Genomic DNA, 18,376 nt, shown 5'->3' on the forward strand with positions numbered 1-18,376 from the left:
CATGGATAATTATCGACGTTCATTACTAAAAGGTGCCAGTGCATTCTCTTTATTATTAGCGAGTCCTTTTCCTGTTTATGCAAACCCTATTTATGTAAAACCAAAACAGAGAGAAGTTGTTGATATTCTAGGAAGAGAAATTGTATTGCCACAAGAACTAACACGTATTTATGTGGCAGATAGTGGGTTATTTTTACTTTATGCTTCATTAAATGAAGGCGCTCTTTATGAGCGTCTTATCGCAATGCCTTCTGCTTTTCGTACCGCTGATTTAAGTTTATATCATCAATATACGCGAGCTTTTCCACAATTATTGGCGCTACCTGAATTTACGGCGATGTCGAGTGGGCACTTTAATAGTGAAAAACTTATCGCGCTAAAACCAGATGTCATTATTGTCGCTGTTGGGACTTATCGCGCAATCAGCGTTAATGGTGTGTTGGACTTATTAACTAAAGCAAATATTCCCGTTGTGGTGCTTGATTTGAGTATCGACCCACTTAATAACACACCAATCAGCACATCGATTATGGGAAATATGCTTGGTAATACCCAACAAAGCCAAGCAATGAATCAATTTCGTGAGAAACAACTTAGTTATATTTCTCAGCAATTAGGAAAAAAGCCATTTAAACGCCCTAATGTATTATTTGAACGAGCCGCGGGCTTTACTCCAGAATGTTGCCTCTCATATGGTAATGGCAGTATGGGACAAATGCTACAAAGTGCAGGTGGTAAAAATCTAGGTTCAGAATATATAAAAAGTACTTATGGTCTTTTGAATCAGGAAACGGTGATTTACTCTGAACCCGATAAGATCTTTTTAACGGGGGCTGATTGGAGTGGCTATAACCCTTCTGGCGATTGGATTAATTTAGGGCCTGGCGCAAATTTAGCTTTGGCAAAACAGCAACTGGCGGTTTTAATGCAACGCCTTGCTTATAAAACACTCGATGCCGTTAAAAACAAACAAGTATATGCTATTTGGCACTCTTTTTATGACAGCCCTTTTGGCTTTATTGCTATTTTGCAAATGGCAAAATGGCTACATCCTGAACGCTTTTCCCACCTTGATGCAGACGCTATTTTTCATGAATACCATACCCAATTTTTGCCAGTAGAATGGGAAACAGGTTATTGGGTGACATTACTTGATGAAGATAAGGAATAATCATGTTCGATATCTATTCACCTGATCCTTTACGGATAAAAGTTGAGACACAATCAGCAGGAAAAAGAACTATCTTGTATTCTGCAAAAGGTCAGCCAAATTATATGTATGTAATGCCTCGTTTTCGATTAAATGAGGTATCGGATGATCTTGATAGTACTATTCACCCTGCTTTTATTGTAAATGGAAAAGTTAAGGATACATTTCTCTATGCGTGTTATCCCGCCTCATTACATCAAGGTGAATTACTCAGTTTACCCAATCAAAAACCCGCTAGTCAGTTAGATTTGTTAAGTTTTCAACAATACGCTCAACAGACAGGAATGGGATTTCATTTAAGCACCCATGCTGAATGGGCTGCACTTATGCTGTGGTGTCGTCACCATAATAAGGTTGAAGATGGAAATACAGACTATGGGCGTAGTTTTTTAAATCCAGAACAATGCACTAATCGAGTTGATGGCAAAGAGGCTGGTAATACAGATTTTATTACAGGTGATCCAACGACAATAACATCGCCACCGTGGCCGAATTGGTATCATGACAATAGCTTATTTGGTATTAGTGATTTATGTGGAAACCTCTGGGAATGGCAAAGTGGAATGCAACTATATGCCGGAGAGATACAGATAATTAAAGATAATGATGCCGTATTTTGTGGTGATCCAACGATAACAGAGCAATGGCATTCAATAGCGTTATCAACAGGTAAGTTATTGCCTATTAATGATATTCATAGCGCAAAATACGATGCTCCTTCTGATTATTGTGAGGGAAATGCAGGTATACCTATTTTATCAACTTCAATAAAACACTATAACGGCGCACCCGCAGATAATGGTTATCCGGCAGGGTTAATGGATGGTGATTTTAACGCAATAATGACTGCAGATGATCTTGAAGTGCCCACATTATTTAAAGCATTAGGATTATATCCAGCAATAAACCAGCAAGATCACGATCAGGTTTATTTACGAAATTATGGTCAGCGCTCTTTAATGCGAGGAGGCGCATGGTATTCACAGCAATTAGCAGGAATGCGAACTTTATGTTTAAGCCATAATGCACGCCATCGCAGCACTTCTGTCGGTGGTCGCCTTGCTTGGATTGACATAACCAGTTAATTAAACCGAAAAATTGTCATTTATAGACATATTTGCATAAATTAATTTACCTTAGTATCGATTACATGAATAATAGCGGTAATAGTAATGATTATTATTCGGTGACTCATTGTGATTAATTTTTGTGCGTTTAAATTGAAACCCGTGGCATTACTTTGTTCTGCCACCCTTCCTTTTATTTTGACTACACAGGCTTTTGCAGAAGAAACAGCAAAAACGGAGCAAGTTGAGAAACTTGTCGTTAGCGCTCAGGCTCTAAAAGTGAATACCAGTCTGCAAGAAACGCCTAAATCCGTTTCTATCATTTCCCAAAAAGATCTCGAAACACATGCTCCTCAAAAACTTGATGAAGCCTTACGTTATACCTCTGGTGTTGTTTCTCAGCCTTTTGGTGCTGATAACGATACTGACTGGCTTCGCGTACGAGGTTTCGAAGCTGCCACTTATTTAGATAACAGCCGCCTCTTTCGTGATGGTTATTATACATGGTTGCTGGAGCCTTATGGTTTTGAACAAATTGAAGTGGTAAAAGGCGCATCAGCAGTATTATTTGGCGAATCAACACCCGGTGGTGCGGTTAACGTCGTACAAAAGAAACCCAGCTTTAAGTCTCAAAATGAAGTATTTCTTGAAGTCGGAAATAATGACCAACGTGGGTTAGGCTTTGATGTTTCAAGTACAACGGATGATAAACGTGTGCGTTATCGTCTTGTTGGACTAATGAAAAAGTCAGATGGGGAATTGTCTCACACTGATAATGAGCGTATTTACCTTGCACCAAGTGTTGCGATTAATCTGACCGACGATACAGCAATAACCTTCATGGCAACTTATTTGCATGATGATGGCACACCAACCAATCCTTTCTTCCCTGCTGCCGGTACATTAATTTCATCTCCTTTTGGTAAAATTAAACCGTCAACTAACTTAGGTGAACCAGGCTACGATAAATATAAACGTACCCAAATTTCAGCAGGTTATTTATTAGAAAGTAATATCAACGATGTTTGGCGTTTTTCTCAACGTTTAAATTATGGTTATAACGATCTGTTATTGCGTAGTGTTTATGCATTCCCTAATTCAGATATTACAGCAACAGAACTGAATCGTGGCGTTGTTTTCCGTGATGGTAAAAACCAAAGCATTTCTTTTGATAATAATGTTGTTGGTGAATGGGATACGGATAATTTCGAACATACGTTATTAGCGGGTGCTGAATTGCAATATCACCAAACCAAAGGTGATGAGCAAGATAATTACAGCTTTGGTAAGATTAATCCATGGAACCCAGTTTACGGCAACTATATTCCTCTTAATCCTGCTGATAATGTCAATCGTACCATTGATAAAACACAATATAGCCTTTACTCACAGTATCAAACCAAATTTGATAGTCGTTGGATTGCCATGGCGGGTGTGCGCCAAGACTGGGTGAAAACAGAAAATAGAGCCAAAGCAAAAAATGAGGATAAATCACGCACTGATAGCGAATTTAGCCTCAATGCAGGATTAATGTATTTAGCGGATAATGGTCTATCGCCTTATGTGAGTTATTCTGAGTCTTTTGAGGTGATGAGCACTATCGATCCTGCGACTCATGATCTGTATAAACCATTAAAAGGTGACCAGATTGAAGCAGGGATAAAATATACACCTGATTTTATAGATGGTTACTTTAATATTGCTTGGTTTGATATCACACAGAAGAATGCACTGGTTGCAAACCCAACGACTTTTGTTTCAACCCAAACCGGTAAAGTAACGTCAAAAGGTATTGAAGTAACAAGTGAAATGCAATTAACCGAACGTTTAGCGTTAAAAGCCAATTACACTTATACCGATATGCAAACCGATGACACGGGTAATAAAGGTAAACAACAAGCAGGTTTAATTCCTAAACATACTGCTTCTGCTTGGGGTAGTTACACTATTCCAATTACGGGAACCCAAGATTTAACTTTAGGAACGGGTGTTCGTTATTTAGGTAAATCTAAAGATAATCCTAAGAGCAGTGATTTAACCGTACCTAGTGCAACATTATGGGATATGGCTGCAATTTATAATTTCAATAAACAGTGGCAATTACAGTTAAATATCAACAATATTCTTGATAAAGAGTATCTCTCTGGCTGTGATTATTACTGCTATTACGGGCAATCTCGTTCTGTTTTATTGAATGCTAAATATCGCTGGTAATTTTCTTTATTATTCCGCCTTTTGTTGTTAACCATACAATAAAAGGCGGAATATCATTTTATAAATGAGTGACCATGTTTGAACTCTCAAATATTCAAATGGATCGCGGTGGACGCACTATCCTATCAATCCCCTCACTGCGTATTTCAGATCTAGGGCTAACCATTGTGCTAGGTCATAATGGCTCTGGTAAATCGACTTTAGTTAGTTTGTTATCAGGCCAGCAAGCTCCAGATAGTGGATCTATTACACTAAATAACAGCAATATCTCACATTATAAGCCTCGTGATCTGGCTAAACAAATCGCCTTTCTTCCCCAAAAACTTCCTGCTTCTGCTGGATTAACTGTCAGAGAATTAGTGCGTTTAGGTCGTTTTCCTTGGCGTGGAACATTAGGGCGTTGGAATAAAAAAGATGATGAAATTATCACAATAGCGATGGAAAAAGCGGGAGTACTTCCTTTTGCTGACACGCTGGCTGATAATTTATCGGGTGGCGAACGTCAACGGGCTTGGGTTGCCATGTTACTCGCTCAACAATCACCTATTTTAATTTTAGATGAACCAACATCAGCATTAGATATACATCATCAATATCAACTTATGGAATTGTTGAGTGAATTAAATCAAACTCAGCACGTTGGTATTATTGTTATTTTGCATGATCTTAACCTTGCCTTACGTTATGCCACTCATATCATCGCGCTTAAAAAAGGCAAAATTGCATTTGAAGGTGAAGCGTCATTACTTTTTGATGATAAAAGACTTTCTGCACTTTATGAAACACCGATTAAGCTGATTGAGCACCCTGATAATAAAGGTTCACAACAACATAAGGTGGCAGTGGTATGCGTGTAGTATTACAAAAAATAGTTAATTTACTGTCCTTGTGTTTAGTTATTTTATTCATTATTCCCACAGCAAATGCAGCGCAAAATAATAATGAAAAGGCTTCTAACATACCGCAGCGTATTATTGTTTTAGACTGGGATTTACTTGAACAAATATTAACACTCGACGTTATCCCCGTAGGGGCAACTGAAATTGCAGGTTATAACCAATGGGTTGCTCACCCTATTGCACCAGATTCTATTGAAGAAGTCGGAATGCGAGCAGAGCCTAATTTAGAAAAAATAGCGATGTTAAAACCCGATCTTATTTTAGCGTCAAGCTCCCAACAAGACTTATTACCTGTATTAGAAACCATTGCCCCGGTGATTTATTTACCTAATTTTTCTCGCCAAGATAATGCGGCACAAGTTGCTCTAGCGCATTTTAATACCCTTGCTTCACTTTTGGGAAAACAAGCTCTCGCACAGCAAAAATTAGATGAAATGAATGCGACTTTTGCGCAATTAAAAGCAAAGTTACAGCAGGCATTTATCACATTACCTGAAGTAGAAGTGATCCGCTTTTCTACGCTCACCTCCGTCTTTTTATATACTGAAAACTCAACAACTGAATATGTGATAAAAAAGCTGGGGCTGAAATCAGCAATATCATTACCTCCTCAACCTTGGGGGATTGATCAACGAAGAATGAATGTATTGCAACAGATTACACATGGTTATGTCCTTTATATGTTGCCTTTTCCTGATGAAAGTAAACTGCAAAAATCGGTATTATGGAAAGCGATGCCATTTGTACAAAATGGGCATTTTCATTCAGTCAAGCCTGTCTGGAATTATGGAGGGATGACCTCGTTAACATTAATGGCAGATGCAATTACAGAAAGCTTATTAGATATGGCACCGAATAATGAAAATTAAGCAATATACTTTCTATTTTTTGGCGATCATCTTATTAAGCATTATCAGCTTACAAATTGATAATTCTCTTTCTTTATCTCGCCAACTATATTTATTGACTCATTCAGCCACAACAATGCCTTTTGCTGATGTTTTTTTCTTACATGCGCAATTACCACGTTTAGCCATGACGGTTGTTATTGGCGGTTTATTTGGTGTTGTTGGCAGTTTAATGCAGCAATTAACGCAAAATAATTTAACGTCTCCTTTAACCTTAGGAACTTCATCAGGTGCTTGGCTAGCCCTAGTGATCGTTAATATTTGGTTCACAGGCTTGGTTGCAGATTATAGTGCAGTAGCCGCAACAATGGGGGCTTTATTAGCCTTTTCTCTGGTAATTATTATTGCAGGAATTCGCAATATGACCGGCTTACCTTTAGTTGTTTCAGGTATGGTGGTCAATATTTTATTAGGTGCTATTGCAACGGCATTAGTGACATTAAACGCTCAATTCGCTCAAAACATATTTATGTGGGGAGCCGGAGATTTAGCTCAAGATGGCTGGGAACCGTTTTTTTGGCTATTACCTCGGATAGCCCCTGTTTTACTTATTTTTATTTTTGCCCCTCGTATTCTTACATTATTACGTTTGGGCCATGAAGGCGCAACGGCTCGAGGATTATCTGTTTTACCTGCATTTGCCTTTTTTATTATATTAAGTACTTGGTTAGTCTCTGTCTCTATTACCGTTGTTGGGGTGATTAGTTTTATTGGATTACTTGCACCTAATATTGTAAGAACATTAGGCGCAAGAACTGCTCGCCAAGAACTTATTGCCAGCGGTCTAATGGGAATATGTTTATTGCTTATTACGGATAGCTTGGCAATATGGGCTGGCCAGTGGCTTAATACGGTTATTCCAAGTGGTGTTACCGCTGCCGCTATTGGCGCGCCTGCATTAATTTGGTTTAGTCGTAAGAAAATGCAAGCTCCAGATCAGCTTTCTATTTCAATTATTTCTCAAACTAAAAAACTATCAAATTATACGGTTATAGGAATAACTGCATTATTAATGCTTGGATTAGCGCTTACCCTGTTTATTCATATTAATGAGCGCCAATGGTTTTGGGAAGTACCTTCTGTTTATCAAGGGGCTTTACGTTTTCCTCGCCTATTAACAGCACTCTTTGCTGGTGTTGCACTGGCTATTGCTGGCGTTATTTTACAACGTTTAATTTATAACCCGTTAGCCAGCCCCGATATTTTAGGTGTTTCATCCGGTGCCACTTTCGCTTTAGTATTTTCTAGCTTAATTCTGGGAAGTACTTTACAAACATCACAATGGGGAACCGCGTTATTAGGAAGCGGTGTGGTTATGATTATCTTATTAGTGTTGGGTAAAAGACACCAATATGCCCCTGCCAGCTTGATCTTAACAGGTATTGCATTAACCGCGAGTTTAGAGGCTTTTATTCAGTTTTTCTTAGCGAAAGGTTCGTTAAGTAGCTATAAAATATTATTGTGGTTATCAGGCTCTACTTATCGCGTAACAGAGCAACAAGCTATTTATTTTGCATTAGCTATCATCTTTATTGTGGGCGTTGTTTTATTACTCACTCGATGGTTGGCATTAATATCTATCGGTCGAAGCTTTGCATTAGCGCGAGGATTACATACAGCACAAGCAAGTATTATTTTACTGATCATTGTTTCTCTGTTATGTGCATTAGTTACATCAACCGTTGGTCCTATCGCCTTTATTGGCTTAGTCGCCCCTCATATGGCGGTATTAATTGGCGCTCAAAAAATAAAATCACAATTAATTCTTTCGGGATTAATTGGTGCGACTTTAATGGTTTGGGCTGATTGGCTTGGGCAAATATTGATTTATCCTGCACAAATTGCCGCAGGAACTTTAGTGGCAATTTTAGGGGGGAGCTATTTCCTTTGTTTAATGCTGTTAAATCGTAATCGCTGATTAAAAAAAACCTAAGATATCAACATTAATCTTGCTGATATTCTTAGGCTTTAATTATTATTGATTATGCTTAAATCTTATTGTTGTAATTATTTATGCGTTTAAAACCAATAAATGCAATTAACATCACTAAAGCACTTGCGCCAATGGCAATCCATACACCCGCTTGAACACCCGAATAATCAATAAGTTGCCCTGTTAATGTCGCCCCAATTGCCGTCCCTACATTTAACCCTGCAAGTAACCACGTCATTCCTTCAGTAAGCTGATTTTCTGGCACAATTTTCTCAATAAGTGACATTGTCACGATTATCATGGGCGCAAAGAAGACTCCTGAAATTAATACGACAAAACTTAAGCTATAAATAGAACCGACAAAAACAAGAGGTAAAATAGTGAGAAAAGTTGCGATACCACCTAAACATAATAAGCGATGCAATGGTGTTGATAATTTTAGCGTGCCATAAAACAAACCAGCAAAACAAGAGCCAATGGCATAGGCTGATAATACAAGGCTAGCACCGATGGGCGCTCCTTGAATATTAGCAAAAGCTACACTAAAGATATCAATGGTGCCTACAATTGCCCCCATAAAAATCATAATAACAGTTAAGATTTTCACGAGAGAAAAGCGGATCACAGATTGTGTTTTATAAAGTGCTAATTCAGAAGATATTGATTTTATTGCGGGTTCTGTATTGCGTTGTGAAACGAGTAATAATACACCAATAATAAGAAAAATAGCCGCCATTAATAATCCTGCTTGTGGAAAAAAAGCGACACTTAATGTGACAGAAATGGGTGGACCAAGAATAAAGGTCACTTCATCAAATACACTTTCTAATGAATATGCGGTTTGTAAACGATCATCTTCTTTATAAATTGCCGTCCATCTCGCCCTTACCATAGCGGAAATACATGGCATAAATCCAATTAGTACCGCGAAAATAAATAATAAACTAATATGCCACTGTAACCATGTTGCCAATAGCATTCCCCCTATTCCAATGACACTCATTAATGTGAATAGAGGTAAAATTCTAGACTGCCCATAAGTATCAACTAGACGTGATATTTGAGGCGATAACACAGCATAAGTAAAAACAAAACTAGCAGAAATTGTACCCGCTAATGCATAACTGCCTGTGATTTGTGAAATCATCATAATGATACCAATACCCATCATGGGTAACGGTAATCGAGCTATCATTCCAGCCAAAGTAAAAGATACGGTTCCTTTATAGCTAAATAGCGTTTGATAAGTACTTATCATAGTTTTCCTTATGTTTACCCTTGCCATTTTTACAAGGGTTCAAGATAATACATACATAGCGTATGTATAAATCATATATACATACGAACTGAATGTAAATATACAAACAATACGTATGTATATTTTAAAAAGGAGAGAAAATGGCTAGGCGTACTCGTGCTGAAATGGAAGAAACACGGCTGTTATTGCTAGAAACTGCAAGAAAAGTCTTTTGTGAACAAGGTTATGCAGAAGCATCGATGGATGATTTAACGGCACAAGCAGGTTTAACGCGAGGAGCGTTATATCACCATTTTGGCGATAAAAAAGGATTGTTATCTGCTGTTGTTGCACAAATAGATACAGAGATGGATGCTCGTTTGCAGGCTATCTCAGATACCATTGATGATCCTTGGTTGGCATTTTCAATGCGCTGTCATACCTATTTAGAAATGGCTTTAGAGCCTGAAATTCAGCGTATTATTATGCGAGATTCACGAGCTGTATTAAGTGATAAACTGACTGAACTACCGACTCATTGTGTAATATCTATGAGTAATATGATTGATAAACTTATCGAGAATAAAATACTGGTAGAGTCTGACTCAAAAATGTTGGCTCTATTTATTTATGGTAGCTTAGAAGCTACGGCTTTATGGATAGCAAACAGTCTTGATGGTGAAACTCAGCTAAAACAAGCCAAATCAACATTAGATACTTTATTAAACAGCTTACGTATTTCAGCAGCATAAATAAAATACAGCGAGGTTTATTTGAATAAGCCTCGCCATTGTTTATCGTATTTTCTACCATGATTTTAGTGATTATGTTATTTGCCATATTGCTTTTCCCTGCCATTGCTTCTCAATAAAATCAAGTAAATAGCGTACTTTAGGAGATAAATGGCATTTAGAGGGATAAACAGCGCAAATTGGTGCAAGATTAATCGTATATTCTAATAATATAGGAGTTAGTTTGCCAGATTTAATATATTCACCTACTAAAAACTCGCCTAGTTGGCATATTCCATAACCAGATAATGCCATATCTAAAATAGCTTCTGTATTATCTAAACGTAATTTTCCTTTAACGGGAAGCGTAAACTCTTTTTGATGAGTTTGATATTTCCACGGTACGGTTGTTCCTTGATGGGAAAAAGCAATTAGTTGATGTTGTGACAATGTATTAGGAGATTGAGGCGTGTCATTTCGTTCAAAATAATCAGGAGATGCACAGGTTATTAAACGGTGAGGTGCTAATACTTTACGCATTAATCGACTATCATCATTACCTCCAATGCGAATAGCCAAATCGACACCGTATTTAACTAAATCAGTGTATTCATCCGAAAAAGTAATTTCAGCATCTAACTCTGGCCATTGCACTAAATAAGTTTGTAATAACGGTAGAATATAACGTCTCCCAAAAGCAACAGGTAAATCAATGCGTAAACGCCCTCTTGGGTTTTCATTAAGTTTATCAAGAGCAGCGCTCGCTTCTTCAATTTCATTTAAGATAAGTTGTGCATGTTGATAAAATAATTCACCTTCAGCCGTTAGACTAATACTGCGTGTAGTTCGATGAAATAAACGTAAACTTAGTCGTTCTTCTAAACGTACAATGCTTTTCCCTACCGCTGAGCGAGACATCTCTAAGTTTTCTGCTGCAAGGGTAAAACTCAATAAATCTGCCACTCGAATAAAAACAGTAAGATCAGAAATATTATCAAAAGGCATTGTGAGCTTTTTATTTGCCACTTTTATTCCCCAATGTTGTGACTTTAACGGTGTTTATCTCCAATATAGCGACAGATAGACTAAAACGCGATAAATAAAGAACGAGTAATTGGAGTCTCAATGGAGAATATCGCGTCAGTATCACAGAAAATGAATTGCAGTCACCATCATCATTGGTGGGCCGTTATTGCATTAAGCCTTGCCACTTTCTCAGTGGTAACCACAGAAATGTTGCCTGTGGGGTTATTAAATCCCATTAGAGATAGTTTTGGCATATCAACAGGAATATCTGGTTTTATGATAGTTATTCCTGCCATTATTGCCGCCTTTTTTTCACCCATCGTTGTTATTAGTGCTGGTAAGCAAGATCGTAAAAAAATACTCTTATTTTTGGCTCTACTTTTAGTTGTTTCCAATATCATTTCAGCTTATTCAACGACAATCATTCAGCTATTAATTGCCAGAGCTATCGTTGGTTTTTGTATTGGTGGTATTTGGGCTTTTGCCGGTGGCTTAGCATTAAGATTAGTGCCAGAAAAATCTGTTGCTTTGGCGACTTCACTTATTTTTGGTGGTGTTGCCGCAGCATCAGTATTAGGTATTCCTATGGGTGTTTTTATTGGTGAATATCTAGGTTGGCGTGGTGCTTTTATTGTTATGGGGTTATTCTCATTCGCCGTATTAGTATTAATGTTTATTTGTTTACCTTCATTACTAGGCTCAAGGTCTTCGCACACTAAAGCCTTCTTTGTACAGTTTAGAAATACAAAGTTAGTCTTAGGATTATTAGTTACACTCTTTCTCGTGTGCGCGCATTTTATGGTGTTTACTTATGTTCGCCCATTACTTCAAACGACGGCTATGTTGTCAAATAACACATTAGCATTACTTCTATTTGCCTATGGTATCAGTGGTATCATCGGTAATTTTATTTTTGGTATTCAATCAGCAAAAAGGCTCAATGTTGCGGTTTCGATTATTATTATCGGCATTTTAAGCGTCTTTTTAGGTTTTCTGTTTTGGGTGGCATCTCCAGTAATAGCAATCGCCGTTATGTTAATTTGGGGATTAATGTATGGTGGTGTTTCAGTAGCACTAATGACATGGATAATGACTGCGGTTCCTAAAGGAATTGAATTAGGAAGTTCTGCTTATATTGCAATTTTTAATTTAGCTATTGCATTAGGTGCTTATTTAGGTGGCTTAATTGTTGATAATTATGGATTAAATTCAACATTACTTATTGCTATATTGTTTATTGCATCCGCTTTATTGTGTGTTTTTGCATCAAAGTACATGAAATGTTCAGATAAATAATACACTCACGTTTGGCATAAATAAAAAGGGTAATAGCTAGTTATTACCCTTTTCTCTTTTAGAAAACTAATATCGTGACACTGTCACGATAAAATTTGGCTTATTTTAGTAATTGAGTAAATTGCTGATATAACATATTACCTAATGTTTTTGCGGTATATTCTTCGCTATGACCTAAATTATCAACCGCAGCATGCATACCATGATAAATCAATGTACTGGTTAATTCCGGTTGTGTAACGTGCCACGTTTTATTTTCTGTACCCGAAATTAACAGTGTTTGAATTTGTTGTAATGCTCTATTTTCATGAATATTGCTGCTTTGATGAAATACTTGATGAAAAAGCATATCGTGTAATTCTTGTTTCTCAACATAAGCAATAACGCTGATTTCACACCATTGTTTTAATTTTTCACGGTGATCTTGTTGTGAGCAGGCGTCCATTGCGTTATCTATTTTATTTAAATACCAATCCATATAACGTGTTCTGAGTGCATCAAGAACGTCTGTTTTGGCAGAAAAATAGTGATAATACGTTCCTTTTGCTACCCCTGCTTTTTTTACGATATCGCTAACGGTTGTGGCATCAAAACCTTTATCAAGAAATAACGCTTCTGCCGCATTCATTAACTCTTCTAAACGAACCTCTGCGGGTTTTGTTCTCGGTTTATCTGTGGTTTGTTCTTCTAATGACATTGCTTATCTCCCTCAAAGTCGCTGGTAAAGAGTACTCTATATTAAAGCGACTCACAATGATGATAAATGAAACTCATTATCAATAACCATTGACCGACGGTCAGTCGAGTATTATTATGCTAATATTATTCATCATTAAGGCAATAAAGCTTATGACTTATTTAAAACGACTGTCACTTATCTGTGCCATTTGTTTAGGTACTTTTATGGCAACTCTCGATATTAGTATCGTGAATGTGGCTCTGCCAACTATTCAAAATGATATACATGCTGATATGGCAACCTTGCAGTGGATTGTGGATGCTTATGCGCTTTGTTTATCAGCCTGTATTTTGTCATCAGGTCCTTTAAGTGATCGCTTTGGGCGAAAAAAAGTGTGGCTATGGGGCGTGATTATTTTCACGTTAGGCTCAGTAATTTGTGCAATTGCACAGCAACATGAAATATTAATTCTTGGTCGTATTATTCAAGGTATTGCCGCTGCTGCACTTATTCCGGGCGCATTGTCTTTAATTACTCATGCTTTTCCTATTGATATTGAGCGAGTTCGTATCATCGGAATATGGTCTTCTGTTAGTGCATTGTCGCTTATCATTGGTCCTATTTTAGGGGGTGTTTTAGTTCATGCTAGTGGTTGGGCGAGCATATTTCTTATTAATATTCCTATTGGCATTATTACCGTTTTATTAGGTTGGTATGGATTAAGTGAGAGTGCTGATCCTGATAATGTTGCTTTAGATCCCTTTGGCCAATTAACCAGTATGTTGGGATTAGGATCACTGACTTATGGTTTGATTGAAGCTGGCTCTGTGGGTTGGTCACATTATAGAACGGTATCAACACTGATTGCGGGGATTATATTTCTTGCCCTTTTCGTCATGATAGAAAAACGTGTTGAACGCCCTTTATTACCACTGACCTTATTTAAAGATCGTACATTCTTTCAATATAACCTTTCTTCTTTTACCTTGGGTTTTGCTACATACAGCAATGTATTTTTTATCGCTTTCTTTTTGCAAAAAGCACAAGGTTGGAGTGCATTAGAAACGGGATGGAGAATGGCACCAGAATTTATTGCAATGGCGCTGTTTTCTATGTCTTTTGGACGACTCTCTTCTTATTTCTCCGTTAGTAAACTCATGATCTGTGGTTTCTTATTTATCGCTATTTCTTCTTGTCTATTAGCGACATTAGCAACAAATAGCCACTATGGAATAACAGGAAGCTATCTGTTTGTATTAGGTGCTGGAATGGGATTATCAACACCCGCAATAGGTGCTTTAGTGATGAAAAGTGTGCCACCGTCTCGTTCTGGTATGGCGTCTGCAACCATGAATGCATTAAGACAAACCGGTATGACAATGGGAATTGCTTTATTAGGTACATTGATGGTGCAACAAGCAATTCATTATATGGTGATCCAAAGCCAAGTATTGGGAATATCTGTAAATTATATCGATATTGTTAGTTTGGTGACTGAAAATACGACAAATGGTTTAGACAAAGGGTTTATCACTTTGTTACCAGAGGCATTTAATTCGGGGTTTGCTTATGCAATTGCGACTGCGGGGATCTCATGTTTTGTGACTTTATTTATAGTGCTCTTTCCTGTTAAAGCAAAACATAAAGCACTTACTCAACAAATCACAGATTAATGTTTATAAACGCTGAGATAAAAATTCTAGAAAAGACTCTATATTACGTGAGAGCTTACTGCGAGTTGCATATATTGCCACTAAATTAATTGTTGCGGGTTGTTGAGGAAACTCAATAGCTCGTAACTTCCCTTCTTTAATCATATCAAGGCAGCAATGCTCGGCTAAAATAGCAAATCCTAATCCTTTTAATACTGCTGATTTTGCCAATATAGCGCTGTTTACTCGATAATTACTATTAATGGTTACCCTGATTGGTTTTTTATCTTCATCCATAAATATCCAGGGTTGCCCTTCTAAGGCGCTTAAACTAGAAATACAAGGCATTTTGCTTAACTGTTCAATATGTGTAGGTATTCCTGTTTTTTCTAATAATTCATTAGATGCCACAACAATACTGCGCCATGATTTAATTAAGCGTGAGTGATGGCTACTATCCGCTAAATTTCCACGGTGAAAAGTTAATAGTAAATCAATATCATCATCGATGATATTTCTTGGCATTAATTGGGTATCACATTGGATCAGTAAATTAGGATGAAGTGCAGCAAAATCAGCCAAAATATCACCAAGTAGCTCACTGCCATATTCACTTGGGATCGTTAAACGGAAAGTGCCAGTTAATGGTCCATCACTGGTGATATTGCTTACAACGTTGTCTAATTCAGTTAAGGTTTTTGTTCCTTGCTGATAGAGGATTTTTCCTTGCTCAGTAAGGCGCATTTTTCGAGTTGTTCTATCAATAAGTTTACAATTAAGTTGTTGTTCAAGTTGCTTAATTGCACGACTGATATTTGAAGTAGGCATAGATAATAGCCGAGCGGCGGCTGCAAATTGCCCTTGCTCTGCTACGGCAGAAAAAATACGTAATAAATTAAGATCGATTTGCATAAATAATTCACTGCCTACTGTATTTCTATTACTCAATATAGGCAGTGTATCATTCATTTTCTTTTCACTCGTTAATAATTAACAGTAACCGTGAGACATGAGTTTTTGATAGCGTTTATCTAGGAGTTCTTCGGTTGAATAACTTTTTAACAAGGCTAAGTCAGTTAATAGCTGTTGTTTAAGAAATTCTGCAGCTTGTTTATGATCACGATGAGCGCCGCCTAATGGCTCTGGAATAATGGCATCGATAATACCTAATGATTGTAATTTAGGTGCTGTCATTCCCATGGTTTCTGCTGCAATTGGCGCTTTATCAGAACTTTTCCATAGAATAGAAGCACACCCTTCTGGCGAAATAGCTGCATAAGTACTGTATTGCAGCATATTCACTTTATCACCTACACCAATAGCGAGCGCACCTCCAGAAAATCCTTCACCAGTAATAGTGCAAATAATAGGTGTTTTTAATCGTGACATTTCAAGAATATTACGAGCGATAGCTTCTGCTTGTCCTCGTTCTTCAGCACCGACACCGGGATAAGCCCCAGCAGAATCAATAAAAATAATAACAGGTAGATGAAAGCGCTCTGCCATTTTCATTAAACGTAATGCTTTTCTATAACCTTCTGGTGATGGCATACCAAAATTACGCAGAATTTTCTCTTTGGTATCACGCCCTTTTTGTTGCCCAATCACCATGACAGGCATTTTGTCTAAACGCGCTAAACCCGCAACAATCGCTTTATCATCAGCGTAAGCTCTATCACCCGCCAACTCCTGAAAATCAGTAAAAACCGCTTTAATATAGTCAAGGGTATATGGGCGCATGGGATGACGAGCGAGTTGCACAATTTCCCAAGCACCTAAATCAGTAAAAATAGATTTTGTCAGCGAAAGACTTTTTTGCCTTAAACGTGCGATCTCTTCATCTAAATTAATCCCTGTTGGTTCATCTTGAGATTGCTTAAAGGTGAGCAATGCATCTATTTTTTCGTCTAATTCAACAATAGGTTTTTCAAATTCAAGATGAATAAAAGACATAACGACCTCAGATTTAATGCAGTAAATAAAACAGTGATTGATTCAGTTTAGAAAAAATAACAATGTGTTGATAGAGAGGAATTTGATAAACACTATTATCAAAAATGGGATAATTAAACATTACTACAAGATCAGCAAGGAAAAAAACAAGATCAAAAAGAGCTTTTTTTCTAATTTTACGCTATACAGTAATTACTAAGTCATGTATTAATATACAGTGCGAATTTGTTCTTTTTTCACCCGTAAAAAACCGCACGAATAATAAAATACCCCATAAAATACAAATAATTAGAATAAAGATAATATGTTCTCAAAAAAAACACGCTCAACAACTGCTCTGCTATTTTCATCACTTCTTCTTACCATCGGAAGAGGTGCAACATTACCGTTTATGGCAATCTATTTGTCACGAGAGTATCAATTACCCGTCGATGATATCGGTATTGCCATGTCTATTGCATTAACAACGGGAATTTTTTTCAGCCTTGGTTTTGGTATGCTTGCTGATAAATTTGAGAAAAAGCGTTATATGATATTGGCAATTCTAACGTTTATTTTCGGATTTGCCGCAATCCCTCTTGTCCATAGCACTATTTTAGTCGTTATCTTTTTCTCTGTAATTAACTGCTCTTATTTAGTGTTTTCAACCGTATTAAAAGCGTATTTTTCTGAAACCTTATCGGTTTCAGCAAAGCCTAAAATATTCTCTTTAAACTATACCTTTATCAATATGGGATGGACGGTGGGTCCTCCTATCGGCACCTTATTATTAATGTATGGGACACAATTACCTTTCTGGCTTGCGGCTATTTCTGCAACATTGCCACTATTTATGATCCAAGTTTTTGTTCAACGCTCAAAAATGGTGAATACAGATGAAGAAAATAGTGTGAAATGGGACCCGAAAATAATGCTAAAAGACAGAGCGTTGAGTTGGTTTGTGCTCTCAACTTTTTTCGGAACATTAACATTTGGCTCTTTTGCATCGTGTATTTCGCAATATATTTTAGTGGTGTACGATGCAAAATTAGCAGAGTCTGTTATTGCGGTTGTATTACCTGTAAACGCGGCCATTGTTGTCTCTCTACAATATATTGTCGGTAAGCATGTTACAGCCGAAAGACTTCGTAAATTAATGACACTGGGTACGTTATTTTTTATGCTGGGCTTACTTGGTTTTATATTTGCTGGTGATAATTTAATCTTTTGGGCATTAGCTATCGCGGTATTTACCTTTGGTGAATTAATTTATGCGCCTGGTGAGTATATGATGATTGATAATATTGCCCCGTTAGGAATGAAAGCCAGTTATTTCTCGGCACAGTCACTCGGTTGGTTAGGCGCTGCGCTTAATCCACTTGTTAGTGGTTTTATTTTAACTGCATTTCCACCAGCCTCTCTATTCACTATTTTAATGGTCGTTTCTGCATTGGCTTGGTTTTGTATGATCCAAGGTATGAATGCTAGCCGAAATAAAATGATATCTGTTTAATATATTGGGTATTAATAAAATCATAACCCCTGTAAAACAGGGGGTTATGATTTTTAGTCGAGCGGGATTTATAGTTTAT

15 protein-coding genes are annotated in these 18,376 nt (G+C 37.3%); 10 read left to right on the plus strand and 5 right to left on the minus strand.

Going from position 1 to position 18,376, the window contains the following annotated elements; genetic code table 11:
* Position 1 precedes the first annotated feature (1 nt).
* From BTA34_RS07555 to fhuB, 6 genes are all read left to right on the plus strand, one after another.
* Positions 2-1,171, plus strand: a complete 1,170-nt coding sequence (locus BTA34_RS07555) for an ABC transporter substrate-binding protein (RefSeq protein ID WP_265576298.1) — start codon at positions 2-4, stop codon at positions 1,169-1,171.
* A 2-nt stretch (positions 1,172-1,173) separates the two neighbouring features.
* On the plus strand, positions 1,174-2,295 hold the full coding sequence (locus BTA34_RS07560; protein WP_151435124.1) for a hypothetical protein: 1,122 nt from the start codon (positions 1,174-1,176) through the stop codon (positions 2,293-2,295).
* Positions 2,296-2,406: 111 nt separating this feature from the next.
* The gene (locus BTA34_RS07565; RefSeq protein WP_151435125.1) at positions 2,407-4,491 is read left to right on the plus strand and encodes a TonB-dependent siderophore receptor; all 2,085 of its coding nucleotides are present in this window, start codon (positions 2,407-2,409) and stop codon (positions 4,489-4,491) included.
* A 74-nt stretch (positions 4,492-4,565) separates the two neighbouring features.
* Positions 4,566-5,348, plus strand: a complete 783-nt coding sequence (locus tag BTA34_RS07570; protein WP_151435126.1) for an ABC transporter ATP-binding protein — start codon at positions 4,566-4,568, stop codon at positions 5,346-5,348.
* The gene (locus tag BTA34_RS07575; RefSeq protein ID WP_151435127.1) at positions 5,339-6,259 is read left to right on the plus strand and encodes an iron-siderophore ABC transporter substrate-binding protein; all 921 of its coding nucleotides are present in this window, start codon (positions 5,339-5,341) and stop codon (positions 6,257-6,259) included. Before BTA34_RS07570 ends, BTA34_RS07575 begins: the two co-directional genes overlap by 10 nt.
* A complete protein-coding gene (gene fhuB / locus BTA34_RS07580) occupies positions 6,249-8,216 on the plus strand; it encodes a Fe(3+)-hydroxamate ABC transporter permease FhuB (RefSeq protein WP_151435128.1) in 1,968 nt (655 codons plus the stop codon). Before BTA34_RS07575 ends, fhuB begins: the two co-directional genes overlap by 11 nt.
* 70 nt (positions 8,217-8,286) lie before the next feature.
* Here the strand turns inward: fhuB and BTA34_RS07585 are convergent, their stop codons facing one another.
* The gene (locus tag BTA34_RS07585) at positions 8,287-9,489 is read right to left on the minus strand and encodes an MFS transporter (protein ID WP_151435129.1); all 1,203 of its coding nucleotides are present in this window, start codon (positions 9,487-9,489) and stop codon (positions 8,287-8,289) included.
* Between the two features lie 140 nt (positions 9,490-9,629).
* Here BTA34_RS07585 and BTA34_RS07590 point away from each other — a divergent pair, with 140 nt between their 5' ends.
* Positions 9,630-10,220, plus strand: a complete 591-nt coding sequence (locus BTA34_RS07590; RefSeq protein ID WP_151435130.1) for a TetR/AcrR family transcriptional regulator — start codon at positions 9,630-9,632, stop codon at positions 10,218-10,220.
* Positions 10,221-10,292: 72 nt separating this feature from the next.
* Here the strand turns inward: BTA34_RS07590 and BTA34_RS07595 are convergent, their stop codons facing one another.
* Entirely contained in the window at positions 10,293-11,204 is a 912-nt protein-coding gene (locus BTA34_RS07595; protein WP_151436742.1) for a LysR family transcriptional regulator, read from the minus strand.
* 120 nt (positions 11,205-11,324) lie between these two features.
* On the opposite strand from BTA34_RS07595, the gene BTA34_RS07600 reads away from it, so the two are divergent.
* A complete protein-coding gene (locus BTA34_RS07600; protein WP_265576299.1) occupies positions 11,325-12,521 on the plus strand; it encodes an MFS transporter in 1,197 nt (398 codons plus the stop codon).
* A 100-nt stretch (positions 12,522-12,621) separates the two neighbouring features.
* Here the strand turns inward: BTA34_RS07600 and BTA34_RS07605 are convergent, their stop codons facing one another.
* Positions 12,622-13,218, minus strand: coding sequence for a TetR/AcrR family transcriptional regulator (locus tag BTA34_RS07605; protein WP_100158240.1), 597 nt, complete (start codon positions 13,216-13,218; stop codon positions 12,622-12,624).
* A 152-nt stretch (positions 13,219-13,370) separates the two neighbouring features.
* Between BTA34_RS07605 and BTA34_RS07610 the strand changes: the two genes are divergently transcribed.
* On the plus strand, positions 13,371-14,873 hold the full coding sequence (locus BTA34_RS07610) for an MFS transporter (RefSeq protein WP_151435131.1): 1,503 nt from the start codon (positions 13,371-13,373) through the stop codon (positions 14,871-14,873).
* A 3-nt stretch (positions 14,874-14,876) separates the two neighbouring features.
* Here BTA34_RS07610 and BTA34_RS07615 read toward each other — a convergent pair whose 3' ends face one another.
* Together BTA34_RS07615 and accA are read right to left on the minus strand one after the other, a co-directional pair.
* Positions 14,877-15,764 (minus strand): LysR family transcriptional regulator, encoded by an 888-nt coding sequence (locus BTA34_RS07615; RefSeq protein ID WP_151436744.1) that lies wholly within the window; start codon positions 15,762-15,764, stop codon positions 14,877-14,879.
* Positions 15,765-15,842: 78 nt separating this feature from the next.
* A complete protein-coding gene (gene accA, locus BTA34_RS07620; RefSeq protein ID WP_151435132.1) occupies positions 15,843-16,805 on the minus strand; it encodes an acetyl-CoA carboxylase carboxyl transferase subunit alpha in 963 nt (320 codons plus the stop codon).
* 304 nt (positions 16,806-17,109) lie between these two features.
* Between accA and ydeE the strand changes: the two genes are divergently transcribed.
* Positions 17,110-18,297, plus strand: a complete 1,188-nt coding sequence (ydeE, locus tag BTA34_RS07625) for an efflux MFS transporter YdeE (protein ID WP_151435133.1) — start codon at positions 17,110-17,112, stop codon at positions 18,295-18,297.
* The last annotated feature ends 79 nt before the right edge of the window (positions 18,298-18,376 follow it).

The organism is Proteus sp. CD3 (genome assembly GCF_008808075.1).
GTDB classification, from domain to species: domain Bacteria; phylum Pseudomonadota; class Gammaproteobacteria; order Enterobacterales; family Enterobacteriaceae; genus Proteus; species Proteus appendicitidis.

Excerpts from the sequence above, each read along its gene's own strand:
- fhuB (WP_151435128.1), top strand. The coding sequence starts at position 6,249 with ATGAAAATTAAGCAATATACTTTCTATTTTTTGGCGATCATCTTATTA.
- BTA34_RS07595 (WP_151436742.1), bottom strand. The coding sequence starts at position 11,204 with ATGCCTTTTGATAATATTTCTGATCTTACTGTTTTTATTCGAGTGGCA.
- BTA34_RS07610 (WP_151435131.1), top strand. The coding sequence starts at position 13,371 with ATGACTTATTTAAAACGACTGTCACTTATCTGTGCCATTTGTTTAGGT.
- BTA34_RS07605 (WP_100158240.1), bottom strand. The coding sequence starts at position 13,218 with ATGTCATTAGAAGAACAAACCACAGATAAACCGAGAACAAAACCCGCA.
- BTA34_RS07590 (WP_151435130.1), top strand. The coding sequence starts at position 9,630 with ATGGCTAGGCGTACTCGTGCTGAAATGGAAGAAACACGGCTGTTATTG.
- BTA34_RS07570 (WP_151435126.1), top strand. The coding sequence starts at position 4,566 with ATGTTTGAACTCTCAAATATTCAAATGGATCGCGGTGGACGCACTATC.
- accA (WP_151435132.1), bottom strand. The coding sequence starts at position 16,805 with ATGTCTTTTATTCATCTTGAATTTGAAAAACCTATTGTTGAATTAGAC.
- ydeE (WP_151435133.1), top strand. The coding sequence starts at position 17,110 with ATGTTCTCAAAAAAAACACGCTCAACAACTGCTCTGCTATTTTCATCA.
- BTA34_RS07615 (WP_151436744.1), bottom strand. The coding sequence starts at position 15,764 with ATGCAAATCGATCTTAATTTATTACGTATTTTTTCTGCCGTAGCAGAG.
- BTA34_RS07585 (WP_151435129.1), bottom strand. The coding sequence starts at position 9,489 with ATGATAAGTACTTATCAAACGCTATTTAGCTATAAAGGAACCGTATCT.
- BTA34_RS07600 (WP_265576299.1), top strand. The coding sequence starts at position 11,325 with ATGGAGAATATCGCGTCAGTATCACAGAAAATGAATTGCAGTCACCAT.
- BTA34_RS07560 (WP_151435124.1), top strand. The coding sequence starts at position 1,174 with ATGTTCGATATCTATTCACCTGATCCTTTACGGATAAAAGTTGAGACA.
- BTA34_RS07555 (WP_265576298.1), top strand. The coding sequence starts at position 2 with ATGGATAATTATCGACGTTCATTACTAAAAGGTGCCAGTGCATTCTCT.
- BTA34_RS07575 (WP_151435127.1), top strand. The coding sequence starts at position 5,339 with ATGCGTGTAGTATTACAAAAAATAGTTAATTTACTGTCCTTGTGTTTA.